This is a genomic window from Mesorhizobium sp. P2_B5 (genome assembly GCF_056404775.1).
The window spans coordinates 252,862-272,199 of sequence record NZ_JBFUDJ010000002.1 but is presented as its reverse complement, the minus strand read 5'-3'; the positions used below and the strand labels follow the sequence as shown (position 1 = coordinate 272,199).

The window sequence follows — 19,338 nt, the reverse complement described above, 5'->3', positions numbered from 1 at the left end:
CACGGCGGCCGCGAATTCGCGCCGATTACCGCCGTGAAAGGGCGAAGACAGGCCCGATCTCGCGACGCCAAAGCCGAAAACAATTGTCGATCCTGTGGCGAGATGGTGGCAATACGAAAAAAAGTCTGTCGTCGGCGTCTAGCAAAATGTTAGTAGATAACTGATTTTAATATGGAATTTGGGGGGGTGCACGATTGGACCTGCGACCCCACCCGTATGAAGAGCTCTCACGTCAAGCTGGTCGCGCGAAGAACTCATCCGAAGTGAGAGATGTCGAGCTGATGAGATTGACCGTCGCCGACGATACAAGGCAGTGCTCAGAATGCCTCGTATCGTCGTCTACTATCAGGGGAACAAAGAGTGAAATCACGTTACACGAGGGTTTGGCTTGCAGCACTAGAAATTACCCACAAGAAACGCCGGAGCCATTGTAAACGCTGGATTTTCTGTAGGGGGTGGAAACCCGAGCGGGGCCTCCATATACCCTACCTGAAAAATTGAGAGGCGTGATCACTCAACTGGTTGCTGGCTATGACGAGATGCGGACGATGGTTCGAGTCAGGGCGGTCGGGCGGATCCCCAGTTCGAAACAAAGAACAACTAGTGCGGTTTCCCATCCTGGCGACATCACCGAACCTTGCCGCCTGTCCACCCCTAGAGGGTGTTGACGTGACCGGCCTTCCGGCCAGGGAGTGGTTGAGCGACGCCTGCATCGGCCACAGCTAAGAAACAAGCTCCAGTGACCGACGACGCTGTGCGCCGCGCTTGGGATTGCTCGGGGACGTGGAAAAGGAGCCTCTATGCAAACCTAATTTCACCGACTAGGGTGCGGGCGCGGAAAGGAATTCCGTAATGATTGTGATGGGCTTTTTGTCAGGTGCGGGCGCCTAAGTGGTTGTGCCATAAGGGACTGGCACTATTCTCGACCGCACCAATATCCCGATCCATAGCGATCGGAATCGCCTAAATCCTAATAAGATCAGGTTGCGACGTCCTGCTGCTTGCGGCAGCCGCCGCGCGCTCCTAGGTCCCGATGGTGGATGCATCGCCCATCAGCGCAGCTCATTTGCCCGGAAACGGCTTCCTGCCTTGTTGGGACGCTTCCCCATCGTCCTCCCCAGCAAACTCGGCACAGTCTGGATACGCCATTGCCTGCGTGCTCCATGCCGCCGCCAGCTCGGAGAACGAGCTTGCGCAGAAGTCATTTTTCCCCGAGTCACCGAACTTTGAAACACTTTTTCTATGGAATTTGTAGAATTACGTTTTGAATGGGGTCTCGGTACTGCTCGCAAAGTCCTGGCGGCCTTCGCCTCCTGAGTCGCGATCAGCGCTTTCGTAAGCAAGCAAGACAGCTCCCTTGACGGGAGTTGCTCCGCCGATCGCATTGCGGCCGGTGACGGTGGAGCATTTGCCAGCAGCCCGCGGCTCCAGAGGATAGAGGTTTTCCATGCCCAAACTTGCACCCGTAGAGCAGACCATTCCGGAAGCCGATATAGTCCCGCTTACCGGACGTGTCGGCGCTGAGATCAGGAACATACGGCTTTCCGGCGATCTGCCGCAGCAGACGGTGGCGGCTATCAACCAGATCCTTCTGCGGCACAAGGTGGTGTTTTTCCGCGATCAGGCGCATCTCGACGATGCCGAGCAGGAGCGCTTCGCGCATCGTCTCGGCGACCTTGTTCCCCATCCGACCCAAGGTCCCATCAAGGGAACGGCGTCCATTCTCGAGCTCGATTCGAGCCGTGGCGGCGGTCGCGCCGATCAGTGGCACACCGACGTCACCTTCGTTGACGCCTATCCGAAATTCTCCGTTCTTCGCGGCGTCGTCATACCGCCGGCCGGCGGCGACACCATCTGGTCGAACACCGCCGCGGCCTACCAGGACCTGCCCGCACCCCTGAAGTTGCTCGCGGACAATCTCTGGGCAGTTCACAGCAACGCCTACGACTATGCCGCCGTGCGGCCGCGTGCGAGCGCCGCGGAAAAGAAGCATTTTGAGGAGGTTTTCACCTCGACGGTCTATGAGACCGAGCATCCCGTTGTCCGCGTCCATCCCGAAACAGGCGAACGCACGTTGCTGCTCGGCAATTTCGTGCAAAGGCTGGTCGGTCTTTCCAAAAGCGATTCAGCGCGGCTCTACGAGGTGTTCCAGTCCTATGTCACCGCGCCGGAGAACACCGTCCGCTGGCGCTGGAAAGCCGGCGATGTGGCGATCTGGGATAACCGGGCCACCCAGCATTACGCAGTCAACGACTATGGCGATCAACACCGGGTCGTGCGTCGCGCCACGGTCGACGGCGACGTTCCGGTCAGCGTCGACGGCCGCCGCAGCGCCACCCGCACCAAGGTTGCGAAGCCCGCGACCGACAAGGCTGCCTAAAACCTGGGCTGCCTAAAGCCTGGGCTGCTTGACGTCTGGGCCGCCTGAGGCGCGGTTGAACTCGAGGGCCGCCGTTCAGGCGGCCTTCTTCATCCACGACAGTGTCTCGGCCACCACCCACCGAAGGAAGGATACCAACCGCCACGTCGGCGTCGCAAATGGCGTGACCGACGGTGTCGCGCTTACCTATAGTGCCCATGACAACTTCATCCAGGGACATCGGGCATGTTGGGTAATTTTCGTGCGGTGGTCGTCGGTGGCGGCTGTGTCGGCGCAGGTATTCTTTACGGCTTGGCGAAGCGCGGCTGGAGCGATGTCGCGTTGCTCGAGCGGACGCAGCTCACTGCCGGCTCGACATGGCATGCAGCGGGGCTGATACCCTCCTACGCCCGCAGTCTCAACATCGGCCGGATGATCGCCAAATCCATTGAGATCTATGAGGGCCTCGAAGCCGAGACCGGTCAGAAGGTCGGCTGGCACAAATGCGGCCAGCTGCGCATCGCCAACACGCGCGACAGGCTCGACGAGTACCGCAGCTATATCGATGTCGCCGAAGTTCAGGGCATAAGGGCGCGGATCGTATCCCCCGCCGAGGCGCGGGAAATCTGGCCGCTGCTCAACAATAGCGGCATGCTCGGCGCGCTCTATCATCCCGATGACGGCCACATCGCGCCCGCTGACGTGACCCAGGCCATGGCCAAGGGTGCACGCGACCTCGGCGCGAAGATCCATCTTGGCACCGAAGTGACGGGCTTCGAGCGGATGCCGGGCGGCGAGTGGAAGGTCAGAACCACCCGCGGCGACATGGTCTGCGAACACGTAATCCTCGCCACCGGCAATTATGCACGCCAGACAGGCGCCATGCTGGGCCTCGACATTCCGGCAATTCCGATCGTGCACCAGTACTGGATCACCGACGCGGTGCCCGAAGTCGTGGAGCGCAAGCGGCAGGGCCTTCCGGAAATGCCGATCCTGAGGGACGAGGGTTACGAGGGCTACCTGCGTGAAGAAGGGGACGGGCTGCTGTTCGGCCCCTACGAGCGCACCGAACAGCTCAAGCTGTTCGCGGAAAACGGCGTGCCGGAATGGTTCGGCGCCGACCTGCTCGATGAGGATTTCGACGCCGTCTCCTGGAACTGGGAACGGGCGACGGAATTGGTGCCCGCGCTCGGACGCGCCGGCATCACGCGAAATGTACGCGGACCGTTCCAGATGACGGCCGATGAGCTGCCGTTGATGGGGCCGGCCTGGGGACTCCAGAATGTCTGGCTCGCCGAAGGCGTGCCGGGCGGCATCCTGTGGGGCGGAACGATCGGCCATTACCTTTCCGAGCGGATTGTCGAAGGCGGCAACAGCATCGACACGGCGGAACTGGATCCGCGGCGCTTTGGCGACCATGCCAACAAGAACTGGACTAGGGAGAAGGTGCGGGAAGCCTGGGGCACCCATGCAACACAGCACTATCCGGGCCAGGACATGCCGGCGGCACGACCGCAGAAAACAGCTCCGTCCTACGAGCGCCTGAGTCAGCTCGGTGCTGTGTGGGATGTGCTGAACGGCTGGGAAATGCCAAGCTGGTTCGCACCTTCGGGCGTCGAGGCACGCAATTCATACAGCTGGCGCTGGACCGCCAAGGGCACCTATGTCGGCGAGGAGGTCCAGGCTGTCCGGCAAGCCGTCGGCCTGGTCGAAATGACGCCGATGACGAAGTTCGAGGTCGGCGGCCCGGGTGCCGAGCGCTGGCTCGACGGGATCCTCGCCAATCGCTTGCCGCGCCTCGGTCGCATCGCGCTCGCCCATCACCTCACGCCGGCCGGTGGTGTGCAGGCCGAGTATGTCGTGGCGCGGCTACGGAGCGACCTGTTCTACCTCGTCTCGACGCCGCGCGCCGAACGCTGGAACTACGACGACCTCAACCGGCTGCTGCCGAAGGACGGCAGCGTGCAATTGCGCAACGTCACCAACGATCGCGGCAGCTTCACCGTGGTCGGGCCCAAGGCGCGCGACGTTCTGCAGCCGCTGACGGAGATCGATCTGTCGAACGAGGCTTTCCCCTGGTTCAGCGTGCAGTCGGCGACCGTGGCTCTGGCCAGCGACGTGCGGCTGATGCGCGTCAACTATTCGGGCGAGCTCGGCTGTGAGCTCTATCATCCGCTCTGCTATCAGCGGCATTTGCTGGACGCGCTTCTGGCATCAGGTGAGGCGCACGGGCTCAGGCTGGTCGGGCTGCAGGCGCTGGAATCGCTGCGTCTCGACAAGTCTTTCCGCGCCATGTACCGCGACATGAACCTCGAACTGTCGGCCTGGGAGAGCGGCCTCGACCGCTTCGTGAGGCTCGACAAGGGAGACTTCATTGGCCGCGCCGCTCTGGCCGCGAAGCAAAAGCAGGGCCCGGCACGCCGGATCGTGACGCTGTCCATCGACACGGATGGGGCGAGCGCCTTTGCCTATGAGGGCGTCTATCGCGACGGCAGCCTTGTCGGCCGCGTCACGTCGGCGGGTTACTCCTACACGTTTGGCCACGACATAGCATTGGCGCTGCTGCCGCTCGAGCTAGGCACGCCCGGGACAGCGCTGGAGGTTTCAATTCTCGGCGAGCGGCGCCCGGCAAGGGTGATCGCCGACTCTCCCTATGACCCGGAAGGCGCGCGCGGGCGTATGTGAGGTTCAGGCCGCCTGCCGTCTGAAACTGCGCGCGCCTGGCGGTTGCCTTGCCGATACGGCCCGTGCCGACAATGCCAAGGGTTTTGCCCGACACTTTCGCGCCGGCCATGTGCGTCGGCGACCAGCCGCGCCATGCTCCGGCTCGCAACTGGATATCCTACCGATCGAGGGGGCTGGCGATGCTTGGCGCCAGCCCCGATTTCACATTGCTCTGTGCGGGGTTAGCCCGGCCGAGTGTCAAGCTGCCTTCTTCATCCGCGACAGCGTGTCGGCCACCACCTCGCCGAAGGAGGAGGGCGTCGGCACGATGACGACGCCTGCGTCTTTCAGGATCTCCACCTTTTCCTGCGCCGACTCGCCGAAGGCCGAGATGATGGCGCCGGCGTGGCCCATGCGGCGGCCTTTCGGAGCGGAAAGGCCGGCGATGTAGGCAATCAGCGGCTTGCGCATGTTGTCGCGCGCCCAGATCGCGGCTTCGGCTTCCTGCGGCCCGCCGATCTCGCCGATCATGACAACAGCGTCGGTCTCGTCATCCTGTTCGAACAGCTTCAGCATGTCCTTGAAGGAGGAGCCGTTGATCGGATCGCCGCCGATGCCAACGCTGGTCGACACGCCGATGCCAAGCGACTTCATCTGCGACGCCGCCTCGTAGCCCAGCGTGCCGGAGCGGCCGACAATGCCGACGCGGCCCGGCAGATAGATGCTGCCAGGCATGATGCCCATCAGCGCCTGTCCCGGCGTGATGACGCCGGCGCAGTTCGGGCCGATGAGCCGCATGCGGTCTTCGTAGCGGTAGCGCAGCATGTAGCGCTTGACCTGCATCATGTCCTGCGAGGGGATGCCGTCGGTGATGCAGACGCAGAGTTTAATGCCAGCGTCCGCCGCTTCCATGATCGAATCGGCGGCAAAGGGCGGCGGCACGAAGACGATGCTGGCCTCGGCGCGGGTCTCGCGCACCGCGCCTTTGACCGTGTTGAAGACCGGCAGGCCGAGATGCTTCTGGCCGCCCTTGCCGGGTGTGACGCCGCCGACCAGCTTGGTGCCGTAGCGTTTCATGTCGTCGGCGTGGAAGCTGCCGATCTTGCCGGTAAACCCTTGCGCGATCACGCGGGTGCTGCGGTTGAGCAGAATTGCCATTTTCTCGACCTCCCTCAGGCTGCTTTTTTCTTGGTGGCCGCGCGCCAGGCGGCGACGGCTTTTTCGGCTGCTTCGGCCAGCGTGTCGGCGACGATCACCGCCTCGCCGGAATCGGCCAGGATGCGGCGTCCTTCCTCGGCCTTGGTACCGGAGAGCCGCACGACCAACGGCACGTTGACGCCGACCTCGCGTATCGCCTTGATGACGCCTTCGGCGACCCAGTCGCAGCGGTTGATGCCGGCAAAGATGTTGACCAGTATGGTCTCGACATTCTTGTCGCCGAGCACGGCGCGGAAGGATTTCGCCACCCGCTCGGGCGAGGCGCCGCCGCCGATGTCGAGGAAGTTGGCCGGCTCGCCGCCGGCAATCTTGATCATGTCCATGGTCGCCATGGCGAGGCCGGCGCCGTTGATGATGCAGCCTATATTGCCGTCGAGGCCGACATAGGAGAGGCCGCGGTCGCTGGCGAAGGTTTCGCGCGGGTCTTCCTGGCTCTTGTCGCGCAGCTCGGAGATTTCCGGCCGGCGGAACAGCGCGTTCTCGTCGAACGACATTTTTGCGTCGAGCGCGATCAGATTGCCGTCGCGGGTCACCACCAGCGGATTGATCTCCAGCATCGAGGCGTCGTAGTCGCGGAACACCTGGTAGCAACTGAAGATGGTTTCAGTCGCCTTGCCGATCAGATTGTGGTCGAGGCCGAGCCCGAAGGCGATTTCGCGCGCCTGAAAACGCTGCATGCCGACGCCGGGATCGACCGATGTGCGCAGGATGGAATTGGGCGCCTTTTCGACGATGTCCTCGATCTCCATGCCGCCGGCGGCCGAGGCCACGATCATGACGCGCTCTTCCTTGCGGTCGAGGACGAAGCCGACATAGAGCTCCTGCGCGATATCGACGGCTTCCTCGAGGTAGAGGCGTGAAATCAGCTTGCCGCGCGGGCCGGTCTGCTGGGTCACCAGCTTGCGGCCGAGCATGGCTTCGGCGGCGTTGGAGATCTCCTCGTCATTGGCGCAGAGCTTTATGCCGCCGGCCTTGCCGCGGGCACCGGAATGCACCTGCGCCTTCAAGACCCATTTGCTGCCGCCGATCTCGCGCGCCCGGTACGTCGCCTGCTCGGGGCTGTAGGCCAGCCCGCCGCGCGGCACATGCACGCCGTGCCGTGCCAGCAGTTCCTTGGCTTGATATTCGTGGATGTCCATTTTGTCCTCCCGGTATTTCGCTTTGTTTTTCCGCAATTCCGGACGGAAAACCGCTCACACTTTTCCTGGAATTGCTCTATTGCGCGGCGGCGACGTGCGCCTGGCCAGCGCGTTCGATGGCCTCGTTGACCACCAATACGTTCCTGGCCATGCGCTCCGACGCGGCGTCGATCATCTTGCCGTCGAGGGCTGCTGCTCCCTTGCCCTGCGCCTCCGCCTCCTTCAGCACTTCGAGGATGCGCCTGGCGCGGGTGACCTCTTTTTCCGGTGGCGAGAAGACGTCGTTGGCAAGCGCGATCTGCGAGGGGTGGATCGCCCATTTGCCTTCGATGCCGAGAGCGGCGGCGCGCCTGGCGCCGGCGATGTAGCCTTCCGGATCGGAGAAGTCGCCGAACGGCCCGTCAATGGCGCGCAAGCCGTAGGCGCGGCAGGCGACGGTCATGCGCGACAAAGCGAAGTGCCACTGGTCGCCGGGGTAGTCGGGGTTCAGCCCGCCAATGTTGACGGTGCGCGCCTTGCAGCTCGCCGCATAGTCGGCGACACCGAAATGCATGGCTTCCAGCCGGCCGGGCGTCGCGGCAATCGCCTCGACATTGGCCATGCCGAGCGCTGTCTCGATCAGCGCCTCGAGGCCGACACGGGTCTTGAAACCCTTGGCCATCTCGATCTGGTTGACCATGGCCTCGACCGTGTACAGATCAGCCGGCACGCCGACCTTCGGCACCAAAATCGTGTCCAGCCGGTCGCCGGCCTGTTCCATGACGTCGACCACGTCGCGATACATGTAGTGGGTGTCGAGGCCGTTGATGCGCACCGAGACGGTCTTGCCCTTGGCGCGCCAGTCGATGTCGTTCAGCGCCTGGATGATGTTCTTGCGGGCGCGCTCCTTGTCGGGCGGCGCGACCGCGTCCTCGATGTCGAGGAAGATGAAGTCGGCGGCGCTGTTGGCCGCCTTGTCGATCATCTCCGGGCTGGAGCCGGGAACCGCCAGCTCGCTGCGCTGCAGCCGGAGCTTCTTCAGATGGTTGATGGTGTGGCTCATTGTGCGCTCCCTCAGGCGGCTTCGGCGACCGGCACGGCGGCCGAGGTGCGGAAATGCTGGATGGCGGCGCCGACACCGGAGCCGGGCGCCAGCCTGACGCCGCAGTCCAGCAGCGCCATTTCGGCTGCCGACAGCGAGGAGAGCACCATCACTTCGTTCAGCCAGCCGAGATGGCCGATGCGGAAGACCTTGCCCATCACCTTGTTGAGGCCGCCACCAAGTGACGTCTGGTACTTCTGGTAGGCCCGCTTGACCACATCGCCGCTGTCGATGCCTTCGGGAACCAGGATGGCGCTGACCGTATCGGAGTGCCATTTCGGCGCCTTGGCGCAGAGTTTCAGGCCCCAGGCATCGACCGCCTTGCGCACGCCTTCGGCGAGGCGATGGTGACGGGCGAAGATGTTCTCCAGCCCTTCCTCGGCGATCAGGTCGAGCGAGGCGCGCAGGCCGCGCAGCAGCTGTGTAGCCGGCGTATAAGGAAAATAGCCGGCATCGTTGGCGCGGATCATGTCCTCGAAGGAGAAAAAGCAGCGCCGGTGGGTGGCGCTCCTCGAAGCCGCTAGCGCCTTCTTGCTGACCGAGAGGAAGCCGAGGCCGGCGGGCAGCATGAAACCCTTCTGCGAGCCGCTGACGGCGCAGTCGACGCCCCATTCTTCCTGGCGGAAGTCGATCGAGCCGATCGACGAAACGCCGTCGACGAAGAGCAAAGCAGGGTGGTTGGCGTCGTCGAGCACGGCGCGGCAGCCGGCGACGTCGCTGGTGACGCCGGTCGCCGTCTCGTTCTGGGTGCAGAAGATAGCCTTGATGCGGTGCGCCTTGTCGGCCTTCAGCCGCTCGGCATAGAGTTCTAGCGGCACGCCTGTGCCCCATTCGCAGTCGATCACGTCGACCTCGAAACCGAGGCGCTCGGCCATGTCGACCCACAGATGCGAGAACTGGCCGAAGCGCGACATCAGCACGCGGTCGCCGGGGCTGAGCACATTGGTCATCGCCGCTTCCCAGGCGCCGGTGCCGGAGGAGGGGTAGATGAAGACGCGGCCGGTCTCGTTCTTGAACACCTTCTTGATGTCTTCGAACAGCGGCAAGGTGAGATCGGGGAAGGATGCGGCGCGCATATCCTCCATCGGCAGGTTCATCGCCTGCCGGACCTGTTCGGGAATGTTGGTCGGTCCGGGAATGAAAAGATGGGTGAAACCGGCCATGTCGCGAACTCCTCCTGATCCAGCAAAGCGGTGATGGGAGTTTCGTTTCGGCGGCTAAAGGCAACAACACCTTGCCGGGTAACATCTTGCCGCGTGCGGGTGGGGGCGGCCTACCCGGTTGACCTACCCGCGGCCTGTCGCTTGCCTACCCGAAAGGCTGCTTCTGGGTACGCCTCTCGCGCGCATAAAGTGCGACGGCCATCGCCCGGTTGCGGACGTCGAGCTTGTCGTAGAGATTCTTGAGGTGGTATTTCACCGTGTTCTCGGAAATCCCCGTCCGCGTTGCGATCTGCAAATTGGTCCAGCCGTCGGACAGCACCGCCAGCAGCTCGCGCTCGCGCACGGTGAGCTGCGACAAGGGCGTGTCGTTGACCTTGTTGATGTCGATATAGGGGATGCACATGCGGCCATGCGCGACCGCCAGGATAGTCTCGAAGATGATCGACGGATCGTCGAACTGGAAGCAGTAACCCTGGGCACCGAGCCGCACGCACTGCTTCAGAATGCCGATGTCATGGTCGTTGGAGAACACTGCGATGCGCACGCCGAGCTTGCGGCTGTGAATCTCGGCCAGCACATCGGCGCCGTCCATGTCGGCGAGCTTCCAGCCGATGACGGCGACGTCGAATTCGCCTTCCGCTGCCAGCTCGAGGAAATGCCTGCCGCTTTGCACGCAGGCCAGGAGCTCGAACCGCCCGTCGCAGTCCAGCATTTCGCGCAGCGCCGATATCACGAGCGGATTGCGTTCGGCGACGACCACGCGCACGCGCCGTTCCTCGATTGCCTTCACTGTCTGTGACCTGGTCTTCAAGGGCTTCCGGCTGTTCTGGTTGTGGCCTGGGCGGGTCCGGCCATTGCCTGGACCTGCATCATGACAATTCTGCCCCAACCGTGCGGGGGTGCTCTTTCCCCAGCGACATGCGCTGTCGCGCTGCCTTAAGCCGGAACGCATCCTGTTTTGATGAAATCCACCGGCTTTGCGCCTGGTGACACCATCGCATCGGCGCAAACCGGCGCCGACGGCCAAGCGGGCATTTCGCTTGAAATTCCCGTGCGTTAGAGCGACAGCCTGCGTTGTCGAATCGTGTTGCGGCCCTATCTACTTTTGTTTGAGCGCCGGACCCAAAACCGGTTTCCAGTTTTCAAGATCATGGTCTAGACCTGACGGACACCTTTTCCCAAGGGATGATGGCGGGAGGCGCTGGTGGAAAGCCAGGACGAACAAACGACCGGCGCCAAAGCCGCTGACGATGCCCACGCCGACATCTATGGCGAGGACGGCGCCGTGCTGTCGTCGTTCCTGGCCCAGATCGGTGCTGCCATTGCCGATCGCGACACGCTGACGCTGAAGCGCGAAGTCGACGACCTGCACCAGTCCGAACTCGGCGACCTGCTCGAAGCGCTGCATCCCGAACAGCGCCGCGCTTTGGTCGAACTGCTTGGCGCCGATTTCGACTTTTCGGCGCTGACCGAGGTCGACGAGGCGATCCGCCGCGATATCGTCGACAATATGCCCAATGAGCAAATTGCCCAGGGCATGCAGGACCTCGATTCCGACGACGCGGTCTACATTCTCGAAGACCTCGAGAAGGAAGACCAGGACGAGATCCTGTCGCAACTGCCGTTCACCGAACGGATCAGGCTGCGGCGTTCGCTCGACTATCCCGAAGAGACGGCCGGGCGCCGCATGCAGACCGAGTTCGTCGCGGTGCCGCCGTTCTGGACCATTGGCCAGACCATCGACTACATGCGCGAAGACAAGAACCTGCCCGAGCGCTTCAGCCAGATCTTCGTCATCGATCCGAGCTTCAAGCTGCTCGGCGCCATCGACCTCGACCAGATCCTGCGCACCAAGCGCGCGACCAAGGTCGGGGAGGTGATGCACGAGACAAGGCATGCCATTCCGGCCACCATGGACCAGGAAGAGGCGGCGCGGGAATTCGAACAGTACGACCTGTTATCCGCCGCCGTCGTCGACGAGAATGAGCGGCTGGTCGGCGTGCTGACCATCGACGACGTCGTCGACGTCATCCAGCAGGAGGCCGAGGAAGATCTGCTGCGCATGGGCGGCGTCGGCGACGAAGAGCTGTCCGACACGGTCGCGGCGACATCGCGCTCGCGCGTGCCCTGGCTGCTGGTCAATCTCGGCACAGCTTTCCTGTCGGCCTCGGTGATCTCAATGTTCGGTGCGACGATCGAGGAAATGGTGGCCCTTGCCGCGCTGATGCCGATCGTCGCCTCACTGGGCGGCAATGCTGGCACACAGACGATGACGGTCACCGTGCGCGCACTGGCCACACGCGACCTCGATATCTACAATGCTGGCCGCGTCATTCGCCGCGAGGTCATGGTCGGCCTGCTCAACGGCGGGATCATCGCGACGATTCTCGGGCTGGTCGCCGGCCTTTGGTTCCACAATCCCGATCTTGGCCTAGTCATCGCCGCTGCGATGATCCTCAACATGCTGGCCGCGGCACTCGGCGGTATCCTGATCCCGCTGTTCCTCGACAAGCTTGGCGCCGATCCGGCGATTTCGTCATCGATCTTCACGACGATGATTACCGACGTCATCGGCTTCCTCGCTTTCCTCAGCCTCGCCACTTGGTGGCTTCATCTGGGTGCGGGAGGCGCATAGGCGCTCAATTGACTTTTACGTAAATGCCGTGCGAGGTTCGCACCGGGGTTTCATGCCGAGTCCGGCATGGGACATGGTTGATCGGGACGAGTGGGGTGCGTCGCTTGGCAGGCGGTCGCTCACGTTCCGGCTCGGGAGCAAGAATGCGGGAATATTATACGATTACCGAGCTGACGCGCGAATTCGATGTGTCGACGCGCACGCTGCGCTTTTACGAGGATGAGGGGCTGGTGCAACCGGTGCGGCGCGGCCGCACAAGGCTGTTTCGCCCCTCGGACCGGCATCTGATCCGCCAGATCATGCGCGGAAAACGGCTCGGCTTCTCGATCAACGAGATCCGCGAAATCATCCAGATGTACAAGGAGCCGCCCGGCGAGGTCGGTCAACTCAACCTGATGATCAAGCGCATCGAGGAAAAGCGCGAGGATTTGCGCCAGAAGCGGCGCGACCTTGAGGAGACGCTGGCGGAACTCGACCAGGCGGAGGAGTCGTGTGTCGAGCGGTTGGTGGAGCTCGGGGTTAATACCTGAGGGTCGCTGCGCAGGCTATTGGTTCAAACTTCCGAAGGTCGGTGCTGCCCCTCATCCCCCTGCCGGGACCTTCTCCCCGTATAGTGACGGGGAGAAGGGGCTGAACGAGGCGCCGGCGCTTTTCTGCAACGCAGACAATTGGCGAAACCTTCAACCAAAGGGCCCTTTCTCCCCGTCACTATACGGGGAGAAATGTCCGGCAGGACAATGAAGGGCAGCGCTAACGTTCGCTGAATTATCAATCCGAACTCGAGCGATCGCCTTTGGTCCGCGAGCCGCTCCGCCTCAGATCCAGCGCCGAACCCGCTTGGCGTAATCGCGGTATTTCTTGCCGAATTTGGCCGCCAGCACTTTTTCCTCGCTCTCGATCGCGACCTTTTGGGTGGCGAAGGCTGCGATCAGGGCCAGCGGCAGGAACCATACGATCCCTGAAACGAAGGCGACGCCGATGAGCATCAGCGTGTTGGCGAGATACATCGGGTTGCGGGTGACGCCGAACGGGCCTGACGTCACCAGATGCTCCGGCACGCCATTGGGATTCATCGTGGTCCTGGCGCGCATCATGGCGCGGATGGCGGTGAACCAGAGGGCGGCGACGGCAAACAGCACCACAAAGCCGGCCGCGAACAGGAGGTCGCCGAGGAGGTCGCCGATCCAGGGCAGGGGATAGAAGAGGCCAAGCACAATGCTGATGGCGATGGCGGCGCAGTAGATCAGCGGCGGCCAGGGAATCAGCCCGGCTTTCGATGGCCCAGCTTTTGCCGGCAGCTTGTCGGTCATTGTTGCCCTCCCTGCGTCATCGGGCTCTCCTCCGTCTTGGCGGTGCAGATGCCGGCGAGTTCAGCGAGATGCGCCTTGAACTCCGGAGTCTGGTCGCCATTGTAGAGCCGGTCGAATGCTGCCTCGCCTTGCAGCGTGTCCAGCATGCACACACAATAGCTGGCACAGAACTCCGTGTCGCGCTGCTGTTCGCAGGATACCTGGCATTCCTTGAGGAAGACCACTTCCCGGGTCTCGACCGGCGCCGGCGAGATTTGCGAGAACAGCCAGACACAGCCGAACAGCAGCGGCTGGTGGATCAGGTAGAACGCCAGGCTGTGGCGGCCGATGAAGGTGAATGGCTTCGCCCAGCTTCCCGGCGTCAGCGTCGCCAGCCGCGCTAGCAGGCCGGTGGTGGAGGCTAGTTTTGCCGCCGCGATGCCCACAAGCACGGCGCCGAACCAGGGAAACAGCGGAACATAGTCGTTGGAGCGCGGGTTGACCGCCGACAGGCCGACCCACCACAGCGCCGGATGATCGAAGGCTTCGGATCTGAGATAGAGGGGCGCTGCGATCACTACCGCCGCCACGACCAGCGTCAGCAGCGCCGGCAGCCGCAGGAACAGAAGGCCGAGCAGGCTGGCAAGCGTGATCTCGTGCAGGATGCCGAAGAAGATGAAGCTGTCCGGCGTCAAGAAATAGGTGACCGCCGATATGGCAGCCGCCGCCACGGCGACCATGGCAAAGCGTTTCCAAAAGCCGGTCCAGCGGATCTGCCTGCCATGGGCGAGAAACAGGCTGACACCGACCAGGAACAGGAAGGTCGAGGCGATGCAGCGCGCATAGATCTTCCACCAGCCGACGGCGGTGAGGCCGGGATCGGTGTAGTGGAAATTCTCGAGATCCCAGGTGAAGTGGTAGCTGGCCATGGCGATCAGCGCGATGCCGCGCATGACGTCGATGGCGACGATGCGCTTCGGTTGATCCGGAACAGGTGCGATCGGCGTTTGGATGCTCATGGTCTCGTAATCTGATTCAGCCCCTGAAGACGACTATCACGGTTGCACCGGACAAAAGAAGGCCGTGCGCGCTGGCATCGCTGGCGTCGCGGCTACATGAGGCGGCGCTTTAGGCCAGAGCCGGAAAGGCTTTGGCCGAATTCGCTTTTTGCCGCCCCTGGTCTATTCGGTGGTGCTGGCGTTTTTCGGCCTGGGCTCGGTTTTCGTCACGCTCGGCCTGCTGGCCGCGGCCTGCGGCTTTGTCACGTGTCCCTATCTGCCGAAATCGCCTTGATCAGGATGTCGCGTGGCGTTCGCGCACCCAGTTGTGGAAGCGATGCAGGTCGTATTCCTCCGGCATCAGCACGCCGGCATGGTGACGCATCGAGCGCAGGCCTTTCTGGTTGACCTCGCAGATCGCGGCATCCTCTTCCAGCACCTGGGTGCCGAAGGCGACGACATTGTCGATGTCGGTCTGAGCCAGCGCCTCGGGCGCGAACAGCCATTCGGCGGTGAGCTCGGTCTGTTCGGGACCGAGCGGCGTCAGCCGCACGGTCCTGACATAATCGACATGGCCAACGATGAACATCGAGGGCAGGTTGGTGGCATAGGTCTGGCCGGCCGCGCGCTCGGCCGGCGTCAAGCCGGAGAAGACCGGGCCATGGACGTGGCCGTCGCGCGACCAGGTCTCGGCGCCGGCGCGCAAGCCGCCGGAAAACTCCGGCGCGTCATTGTCGGCATGGCGAACCCAGTCGGGGTCGTCGTGCCGGCTCATCAGGCCGCGGCCGTAGATCGGCACCAGCCGCGACAGGTCCTTGTGGACGCCAGGGCAGTGCAGGCACTCGTTGAAGTTCTCCCAAAAGATCTTCCAGTTGCAATTCATCACCTTGCGCAGGACATGGCCTGATACCAGCGTTTCCAGCGGCCAGTTGCCGAGGTTGCCGGAAGCCGGATCGAAGGATGACGCAGCCGTACCGTCGACGCTTTCAGCAAGGTTGATGAAGACAAAGCCGCGCCACACCGAGAGCGCCACCCGATAAAGCGGATGATCGGCCTTGTCGAAACCGTCGGGCAGCGATTTCGAGGGAACGCGCACGAGATCGCCGCGCAGCGAATAGGACCAGGCGTGGTAGGGGCAGGTGATGAGCCGCGCCTTCAGCCGGCCCTCGCTCTCCTGGCAAAGCTGCGAGCCGCGATGCCGGCAGGTGTTGTGAAAGGCGCGCAGTTCGCCGGTGTCGTCGCGCAGCACGACGATTTCCTGGGTGCCGACGCGTAAAGTCCTGAACGCCAAAGGCTGGGCAAGGTCGGCCTCGCGGCAGACGAGCAGCCAGCTTTTGTACCAGATGGCGTCGAGATCGCGCTGGTAGGCGTCGGCGTCCCAATAGGCCGAGGACGGCAGCGTCGGCTCGGCCTTCGTCAGGCCGTTATAGGGGTCGCGCTGGCTCGGATTGGGTTGCATGGCTGGCTTCCTCTAGGGATACGCCAGCCGACACCCCGGCAAATCGTTTGTCAATCAGGGTGCCGCATTGCCGGTTGCGGGTGCGGCGCATAATCATGTCATGGACATGAGGGGATTCGGAACGTGGCCGCACGACAGATGTCGCTTACGCCGGAGCTGGTCGCGCGTTGCTGGCGCGAGATCGCCGACGCCGGGCCTGACCCGGAGGCGATGCACCTCGATGACAGCGACTATGACGCGCTGCTGGATGAGTTGCAGGCCGAGCTCCCCGACAGCGAACCGCTGTGGCTGTTCGGCTATGGCTCGCTGATCTGGAAACCGGAAATCGATTATGTCGAGGAGCGTGTTGCGCTGGCGCGCGGCTGGCACCGTTCCTTTTGCATGAACATGACGCGCTGGCGGGGCACCAAGGAAAGCCCCGGCCTGATGATGGCGCTCGACAGCGGCGGCCAGTGCAAAGGCGTTGCCTTTCGGCTGACCGACGACAACCGGCGAGAGCAACTGGGCAAGCTATTCCGGCGCGAAGTCACGCTGAAGCCGACAAGCTACCGGCCGCGCATGCTGAAGCTTGCAAGCGAGGCCGGTCCGCTCAGGGCGCTAGCTTTCGTCATCAACCGCAACGGGCTGAGCTATTCCGGCCCGCTCGACGAGGCGAAGGTCGTCGAGCGGCTGGCCACATCCTGCGGGCACTGGGGGTCGGGCGCCGACTATCTCTACAACACGGTGAAGAATCTGGAGGGGCGCGGCATTCACGACCGCCATCTCTGGCGGCTGCAGCGGCTGGTTGCCGAGCGGATCACCGCCCTGAACCCGTAACGCTGCATGGCGCATTCGCGCTGTTGGCCGGCGGAATTTGGTTTGCCGGATGCGGCTGTTTCAGCCTATAGTCGCGCATGTCGTCGGTTCCGCTAGGGACCAAGAGGGAATGCGGTGAGGGCTGAGTTGTTGCCCAATGCCGCGGCTGCCCCCGCAACTGTGTGCGGTAGTCCTCTCCAAGCCACTGAGGATTTTTCTTCGGGAAGGTGGGGAAGGGCGTTATTCCGCGAGCCAGGAGACCTGCCGGCGACAGGGAACTGACTTCGATGCCCTCGGGTGGAGGGCGAAAGGACAAGATATGAATACCGCTTCCGTCTCCCTCGGCGCTTCCGTCTCCTCGCAGTCGCGCTTCATGCAGCTCGTGCTTAGCGCGTTTCTGGGCATTTTCGTCATCGGCGTTGTCGGTTTCTCGCATATCGATGCGGTCCACAATGCCGCGCACGACTATCGCCATTCGATGGCGTTTCCCTGCCACTGACGAGGATCTGACATCATGAATCTGTTTCGCAACGTCGTGTTCGTCGCGGCGATCGCCGGGCTCGTGGCAGGCGTCGTCCTCGCCTGCATGCAGGCCTATGCCACCGTGCCGCTCATCCTGAAGGCGGAAGTCTTCGAACAGGCCGGTGGCGGCCATGAACATGAGCATGCCGCAGCGCCCGCCGCCAATGTTACGGACACCAATGCCATGAGCAGCGCAGCACCGGCTGAGGCAGCCGCGCCGGCGGAGGACGAAGGCTGGGCGCCGGCCGACGGCTTCGAGCGCTTCACCTTCAGCATTCTGGCCAATATCGTCACCGGCATCGGTTTCGCGCTGGTCCTGGTCGCGGTTTCCGAATTCGCCGGCGGCATCGGCAACTGGCGCCAGGGTGTATTCTGGGGTCTGGCCGGTTTTGCCGCGTTCACGCTCGCCCCGGGCCTCGGCCTGCCGCCGGAACTGCCGGCGATGCCGGCGGCCGACCTCACCCAGCGCCAGATCTGGTGGTGGGCAACGGTGGCGGCGACCGCGGCCGGTCTCGGCCTGATCGCCTTCCGCAAATCGCTGCCGCTGGCGATCCTGGCGGTGGCCCTGATCGTGGCGCCGCATATTGTCGGCGCGCCGCAGCCGGACAGCTTCGAGACGCCGATCCCCGAAGGCCTGCATCACCAGTTCGTGGTGGCGGTGACGGTGACCAATCTGGTGTTCTGGCTGGTGCTCGGCGCGGTTGTCGGCCTGGTGCGAGGGCGCTTCACCGGCACGGCGACCAGCCTGCGCGACAGCTTTGCCTAATCGCAGTTTGACCTTCATCATCGGCGGTGCGCGCTCCGGCAAGAGCGCGCATGCCGAAACCTTGGCGACGGCGCTACCGCCGCCATGGGTCTATATCGCCACCGCTGACGCCTATGACGATGAGATGCGCGAGCGCATCGCGCAACACAGGTCGCGGCGCGGCGAAGGCTGGGCAACCATCGATGCGCCGCTTGATGTTGCCGGTGCGCTCAAGGCCTTGCCGGACAACCAGCCCGTACTCGTCGATTGCCTGACGCTGTGGCTGACCAATCATATGCTGGCCGATCATGATCTTGAGGCGGAATGCCGGCGGCTAACCGACGTGCTGTCACGGCCGCGCGGGCCGTGGTTCGTGGTCTCGAACGAAGTCGGGCAAGGCATCGTGCCCGACAATGCGCTCGCACGCCGGTTCCGCGACGCTGCCGGCCGGCTCAACCAGCAGGTCGCGGCAATTGCCGATACGGTGCTACTGATGGTGGCGGGGCTGCCGCTCAAGGTGAAATGAGATGACCGATATCGACGCCAAGGACGAGGAACGCCACCGCGCCAAGATGGCCAAGCGCAAGGCGGTGCAGGACGCCGAGGTTGCGGAAAAGACGGTCGAGAAGGGCCTCTTGATCGTCAACACCGGACCCGGCAAGGGCAAGACCACGGCCGCCTTCGGCCTGGCGCTGCGCATGCTCGGCTATGGCAAGCGCGTCGGCGTCGTGCAGTTCATCAAGGGCAAATGGCACACCGGCGAAAAGGATGCCTTCGCGGCGTTCGGCGACCGCGTCGTCTGGCACACGATGGGCGAAGGTTTCACCTGGGAAACGCAGGATTTGAAGCGCGACATTGCGGCGGCCGAAGCCGCCTGGGCCAAGGCGCTGGAGTTGATCGCCGATCCGTCCATCAGCCTTGTCGTGCTGGACGAACTGAACATTGCGCTGCGCTACGATTATCTCGATCTAGACAAGGTCGTGGCGGCCCTAAAGGCGCGGCGCGAAGGCCTGCATGTCGTCGTCACCGGCCGCAACGCCAAGCCGGCGCTGGTCGAGGCAGCGGATCTTGTCACCGAGATGGTCGTGACCAAGCATCATTTTTCTGCGGGCGTGAAAGCGCAGCAGGGGATCGAGTTTTAGGGTTCCTTCCACCTTGTGCGGTTTCTTACCCTCCCCCTTGTGGGGAGGGTCGATCCGCGAAGCGGATCGGGGTGGGGGTTCTCGTAGGGCGCTGTCCCCCACCCCGGCGCTTCGCGCCGACCCTCCCCA

General features: G+C 63.3%; 18 protein-coding genes, 1 pseudogene and 1 riboswitch. Of the genes and pseudogenes, 10 read left to right on the top strand and 9 right to left on the bottom strand.

Features of this window, described 5'->3' with window-relative positions:
• Nucleotides 1–1,447: 1,447 nt before the first annotated feature.
• A complete protein-coding gene (locus AC1D1N_RS07825; RefSeq protein WP_477347658.1) occupies nucleotides 1,448–2,380 on the top strand; it encodes a TauD/TfdA dioxygenase family protein in 933 nt (310 codons plus the stop codon).
• Between the two features lie 225 nt (nucleotides 2,381–2,605).
• On the top strand, nucleotides 2,606–5,044 hold the full coding sequence (locus AC1D1N_RS07820; RefSeq protein WP_477347656.1) for a GcvT family protein: 2,439 nt from the start codon (nucleotides 2,606–2,608) through the stop codon (nucleotides 5,042–5,044).
• A 22-nt stretch (nucleotides 5,045–5,066) separates the two neighbouring features.
• Here AC1D1N_RS07820 and AC1D1N_RS07815 read toward each other — a convergent pair.
• The 6 genes and pseudogenes from AC1D1N_RS07815 to AC1D1N_RS07790 all read right to left on the bottom strand — a co-directional run.
• Nucleotides 5,067–5,195 (bottom strand): annotated as a pseudogene (locus AC1D1N_RS07815) (NAD(P)-dependent oxidoreductase); the annotation flags it as partial.
• 86 nt (nucleotides 5,196–5,281) lie between these two features.
• Nucleotides 5,282–6,181, bottom strand: coding sequence for a succinate--CoA ligase subunit alpha (gene sucD / locus AC1D1N_RS07810; RefSeq protein ID WP_477347654.1), 900 nt, complete (start codon nucleotides 6,179–6,181; stop codon nucleotides 5,282–5,284).
• Nucleotides 6,182–6,195: 14 nt separating this feature from the next.
• A complete protein-coding gene (locus AC1D1N_RS07805) occupies nucleotides 6,196–7,380 on the bottom strand; it encodes a malate--CoA ligase subunit beta (RefSeq protein WP_112565159.1) in 1,185 nt (394 codons plus the stop codon).
• A 76-nt stretch (nucleotides 7,381–7,456) separates the two neighbouring features.
• A complete protein-coding gene (locus AC1D1N_RS07800; RefSeq protein WP_477347652.1) occupies nucleotides 7,457–8,422 on the bottom strand; it encodes an HpcH/HpaI aldolase/citrate lyase family protein in 966 nt (321 codons plus the stop codon).
• 11 nt (nucleotides 8,423–8,433) lie between these two features.
• Nucleotides 8,434–9,624, bottom strand: coding sequence for an aminotransferase class V-fold PLP-dependent enzyme (locus AC1D1N_RS07795; protein ID WP_112565163.1), 1,191 nt, complete (start codon nucleotides 9,622–9,624; stop codon nucleotides 8,434–8,436).
• Between the two features lie 145 nt (nucleotides 9,625–9,769).
• The gene (locus AC1D1N_RS07790; RefSeq protein WP_477348831.1) at nucleotides 9,770–10,390 is read right to left on the bottom strand and encodes a LuxR C-terminal-related transcriptional regulator; all 621 of its coding nucleotides are present in this window, start codon (nucleotides 10,388–10,390) and stop codon (nucleotides 9,770–9,772) included.
• A 438-nt stretch (nucleotides 10,391–10,828) separates the two neighbouring features.
• On the opposite strand from AC1D1N_RS07790, the gene mgtE reads away from it, so the two are divergent.
• Nucleotides 10,829–12,259 (top strand): magnesium transporter, encoded by a 1,431-nt coding sequence (gene mgtE, locus AC1D1N_RS07785; protein WP_112565165.1) that lies wholly within the window; start codon nucleotides 10,829–10,831, stop codon nucleotides 12,257–12,259.
• A gap of 143 nt (nucleotides 12,260–12,402) precedes the next feature.
• A complete protein-coding gene (locus tag AC1D1N_RS07780; protein ID WP_112565167.1) occupies nucleotides 12,403–12,789 on the top strand; it encodes a MerR family transcriptional regulator in 387 nt (128 codons plus the stop codon).
• Between the two features lie 285 nt (nucleotides 12,790–13,074).
• Here the strand turns inward: AC1D1N_RS07780 and AC1D1N_RS07775 are convergent, their stop codons facing one another.
• Both AC1D1N_RS07775 and AC1D1N_RS07770 read right to left on the bottom strand, forming a co-directional pair.
• Nucleotides 13,075–13,569: a methyltransferase family protein gene (locus tag AC1D1N_RS07775; RefSeq protein WP_112565169.1), complete on the bottom strand. Its 495-nt coding sequence runs from the start codon at nucleotides 13,567–13,569 to the stop codon at nucleotides 13,075–13,077.
• On the bottom strand, nucleotides 13,566–14,567 hold the full coding sequence (locus AC1D1N_RS07770; RefSeq protein WP_112565171.1) for an acetyltransferase domain-containing protein: 1,002 nt from the start codon (nucleotides 14,565–14,567) through the stop codon (nucleotides 13,566–13,568). Before AC1D1N_RS07770 ends, AC1D1N_RS07775 begins: the two co-directional genes overlap by 4 nt.
• 148 nt (nucleotides 14,568–14,715) lie before the next feature.
• On the opposite strand from AC1D1N_RS07770, the gene AC1D1N_RS07765 reads away from it, so the two are divergent.
• Entirely contained in the window at nucleotides 14,716–14,841 is a 126-nt protein-coding gene (locus tag AC1D1N_RS07765) for a hypothetical protein (RefSeq protein WP_477347649.1), read from the top strand.
• Here AC1D1N_RS07765 and AC1D1N_RS07760 read toward each other — a convergent pair whose 3' ends face one another.
• Nucleotides 14,842–16,005 carry an aromatic ring-hydroxylating oxygenase subunit alpha gene (locus AC1D1N_RS07760; RefSeq protein WP_477347647.1) on the bottom strand — a complete coding sequence of 388 codons (1,164 nt, stop codon included), beginning with the start codon at nucleotides 16,003–16,005 and terminating at the stop codon, nucleotides 14,842–14,844.
• 123 nt (nucleotides 16,006–16,128) lie between these two features.
• On the opposite strand from AC1D1N_RS07760, the gene AC1D1N_RS07755 reads away from it, so the two are divergent.
• The 5 genes from AC1D1N_RS07755 to cobO all read left to right on the top strand — a co-directional run bounded on the left by AC1D1N_RS07755 (nucleotide 16,129) and on the right by cobO (nucleotide 19,209).
• Nucleotides 16,129–16,821: a gamma-glutamylcyclotransferase gene (locus AC1D1N_RS07755; protein ID WP_477347645.1), complete on the top strand. Its 693-nt coding sequence runs from the start codon at nucleotides 16,129–16,131 to the stop codon at nucleotides 16,819–16,821.
• 67 nt (nucleotides 16,822–16,888) lie between these two features.
• Nucleotides 16,889–17,083, top strand: a riboswitch (cobalamin riboswitch).
• Nucleotides 17,084–17,119: 36 nt separating this feature from the next.
• Nucleotides 17,120–17,299 (top strand): CbtB domain-containing protein, encoded by a 180-nt coding sequence (locus AC1D1N_RS07750; protein WP_112565177.1) that lies wholly within the window; start codon nucleotides 17,120–17,122, stop codon nucleotides 17,297–17,299.
• 15 nt (nucleotides 17,300–17,314) lie between these two features.
• Nucleotides 17,315–18,088, top strand: coding sequence for a CbtA family protein (locus AC1D1N_RS07745; protein WP_477347643.1), 774 nt, complete (start codon nucleotides 17,315–17,317; stop codon nucleotides 18,086–18,088).
• Nucleotides 18,081–18,593 (top strand): bifunctional adenosylcobinamide kinase/adenosylcobinamide-phosphate guanylyltransferase, encoded by a 513-nt coding sequence (gene cobU / locus AC1D1N_RS07740; protein ID WP_477347642.1) that lies wholly within the window; start codon nucleotides 18,081–18,083, stop codon nucleotides 18,591–18,593. The genes AC1D1N_RS07745 and cobU overlap by 8 nt, the downstream gene beginning before the upstream one ends.
• A gap of 1 nt (nucleotide 18,594) precedes the next feature.
• Entirely contained in the window at nucleotides 18,595–19,209 is a 615-nt protein-coding gene (gene cobO, locus AC1D1N_RS07735; protein WP_192257597.1) for a cob(I)yrinic acid a,c-diamide adenosyltransferase, read from the top strand.
• Nucleotides 19,210–19,338: the final 129 nt, after the last annotated feature.

Coding starts and splice junctions, on each gene's coding strand:
- AC1D1N_RS07825 (WP_477347658.1), top strand. CDS start 1,448: ATGCCCAAACTTGCACCCGTAGAGCAGACCATTCCGGAAGCCGATATA.
- AC1D1N_RS07820 (WP_477347656.1), top strand. CDS start 2,606: ATGTTGGGTAATTTTCGTGCGGTGGTCGTCGGTGGCGGCTGTGTCGGC.
- sucD (WP_477347654.1), bottom strand. CDS start 6,181: ATGGCAATTCTGCTCAACCGCAGCACCCGCGTGATCGCGCAAGGGTTT.
- AC1D1N_RS07805 (WP_112565159.1), bottom strand. CDS start 7,380: ATGGACATCCACGAATATCAAGCCAAGGAACTGCTGGCACGGCACGGC.
- AC1D1N_RS07800 (WP_477347652.1), bottom strand. CDS start 8,422: ATGAGCCACACCATCAACCATCTGAAGAAGCTCCGGCTGCAGCGCAGC.
- AC1D1N_RS07795 (WP_112565163.1), bottom strand. CDS start 9,624: ATGGCCGGTTTCACCCATCTTTTCATTCCCGGACCGACCAACATTCCC.
- AC1D1N_RS07780 (WP_112565167.1), top strand. CDS start 12,403: ATGCGGGAATATTATACGATTACCGAGCTGACGCGCGAATTCGATGTG.
- AC1D1N_RS07775 (WP_112565169.1), bottom strand. CDS start 13,569: ATGACCGACAAGCTGCCGGCAAAAGCTGGGCCATCGAAAGCCGGGCTG.
- AC1D1N_RS07770 (WP_112565171.1), bottom strand. CDS start 14,567: ATGAGCATCCAAACGCCGATCGCACCTGTTCCGGATCAACCGAAGCGC.
- AC1D1N_RS07760 (WP_477347647.1), bottom strand. CDS start 16,005: ATGCAACCCAATCCGAGCCAGCGCGACCCCTATAACGGCCTGACGAAG.
- AC1D1N_RS07750 (WP_112565177.1), top strand. CDS start 17,120: ATGAATACCGCTTCCGTCTCCCTCGGCGCTTCCGTCTCCTCGCAGTCG.
- AC1D1N_RS07745 (WP_477347643.1), top strand. CDS start 17,315: ATGAATCTGTTTCGCAACGTCGTGTTCGTCGCGGCGATCGCCGGGCTC.
- cobO (WP_192257597.1), top strand. CDS start 18,595: ATGACCGATATCGACGCCAAGGACGAGGAACGCCACCGCGCCAAGATG.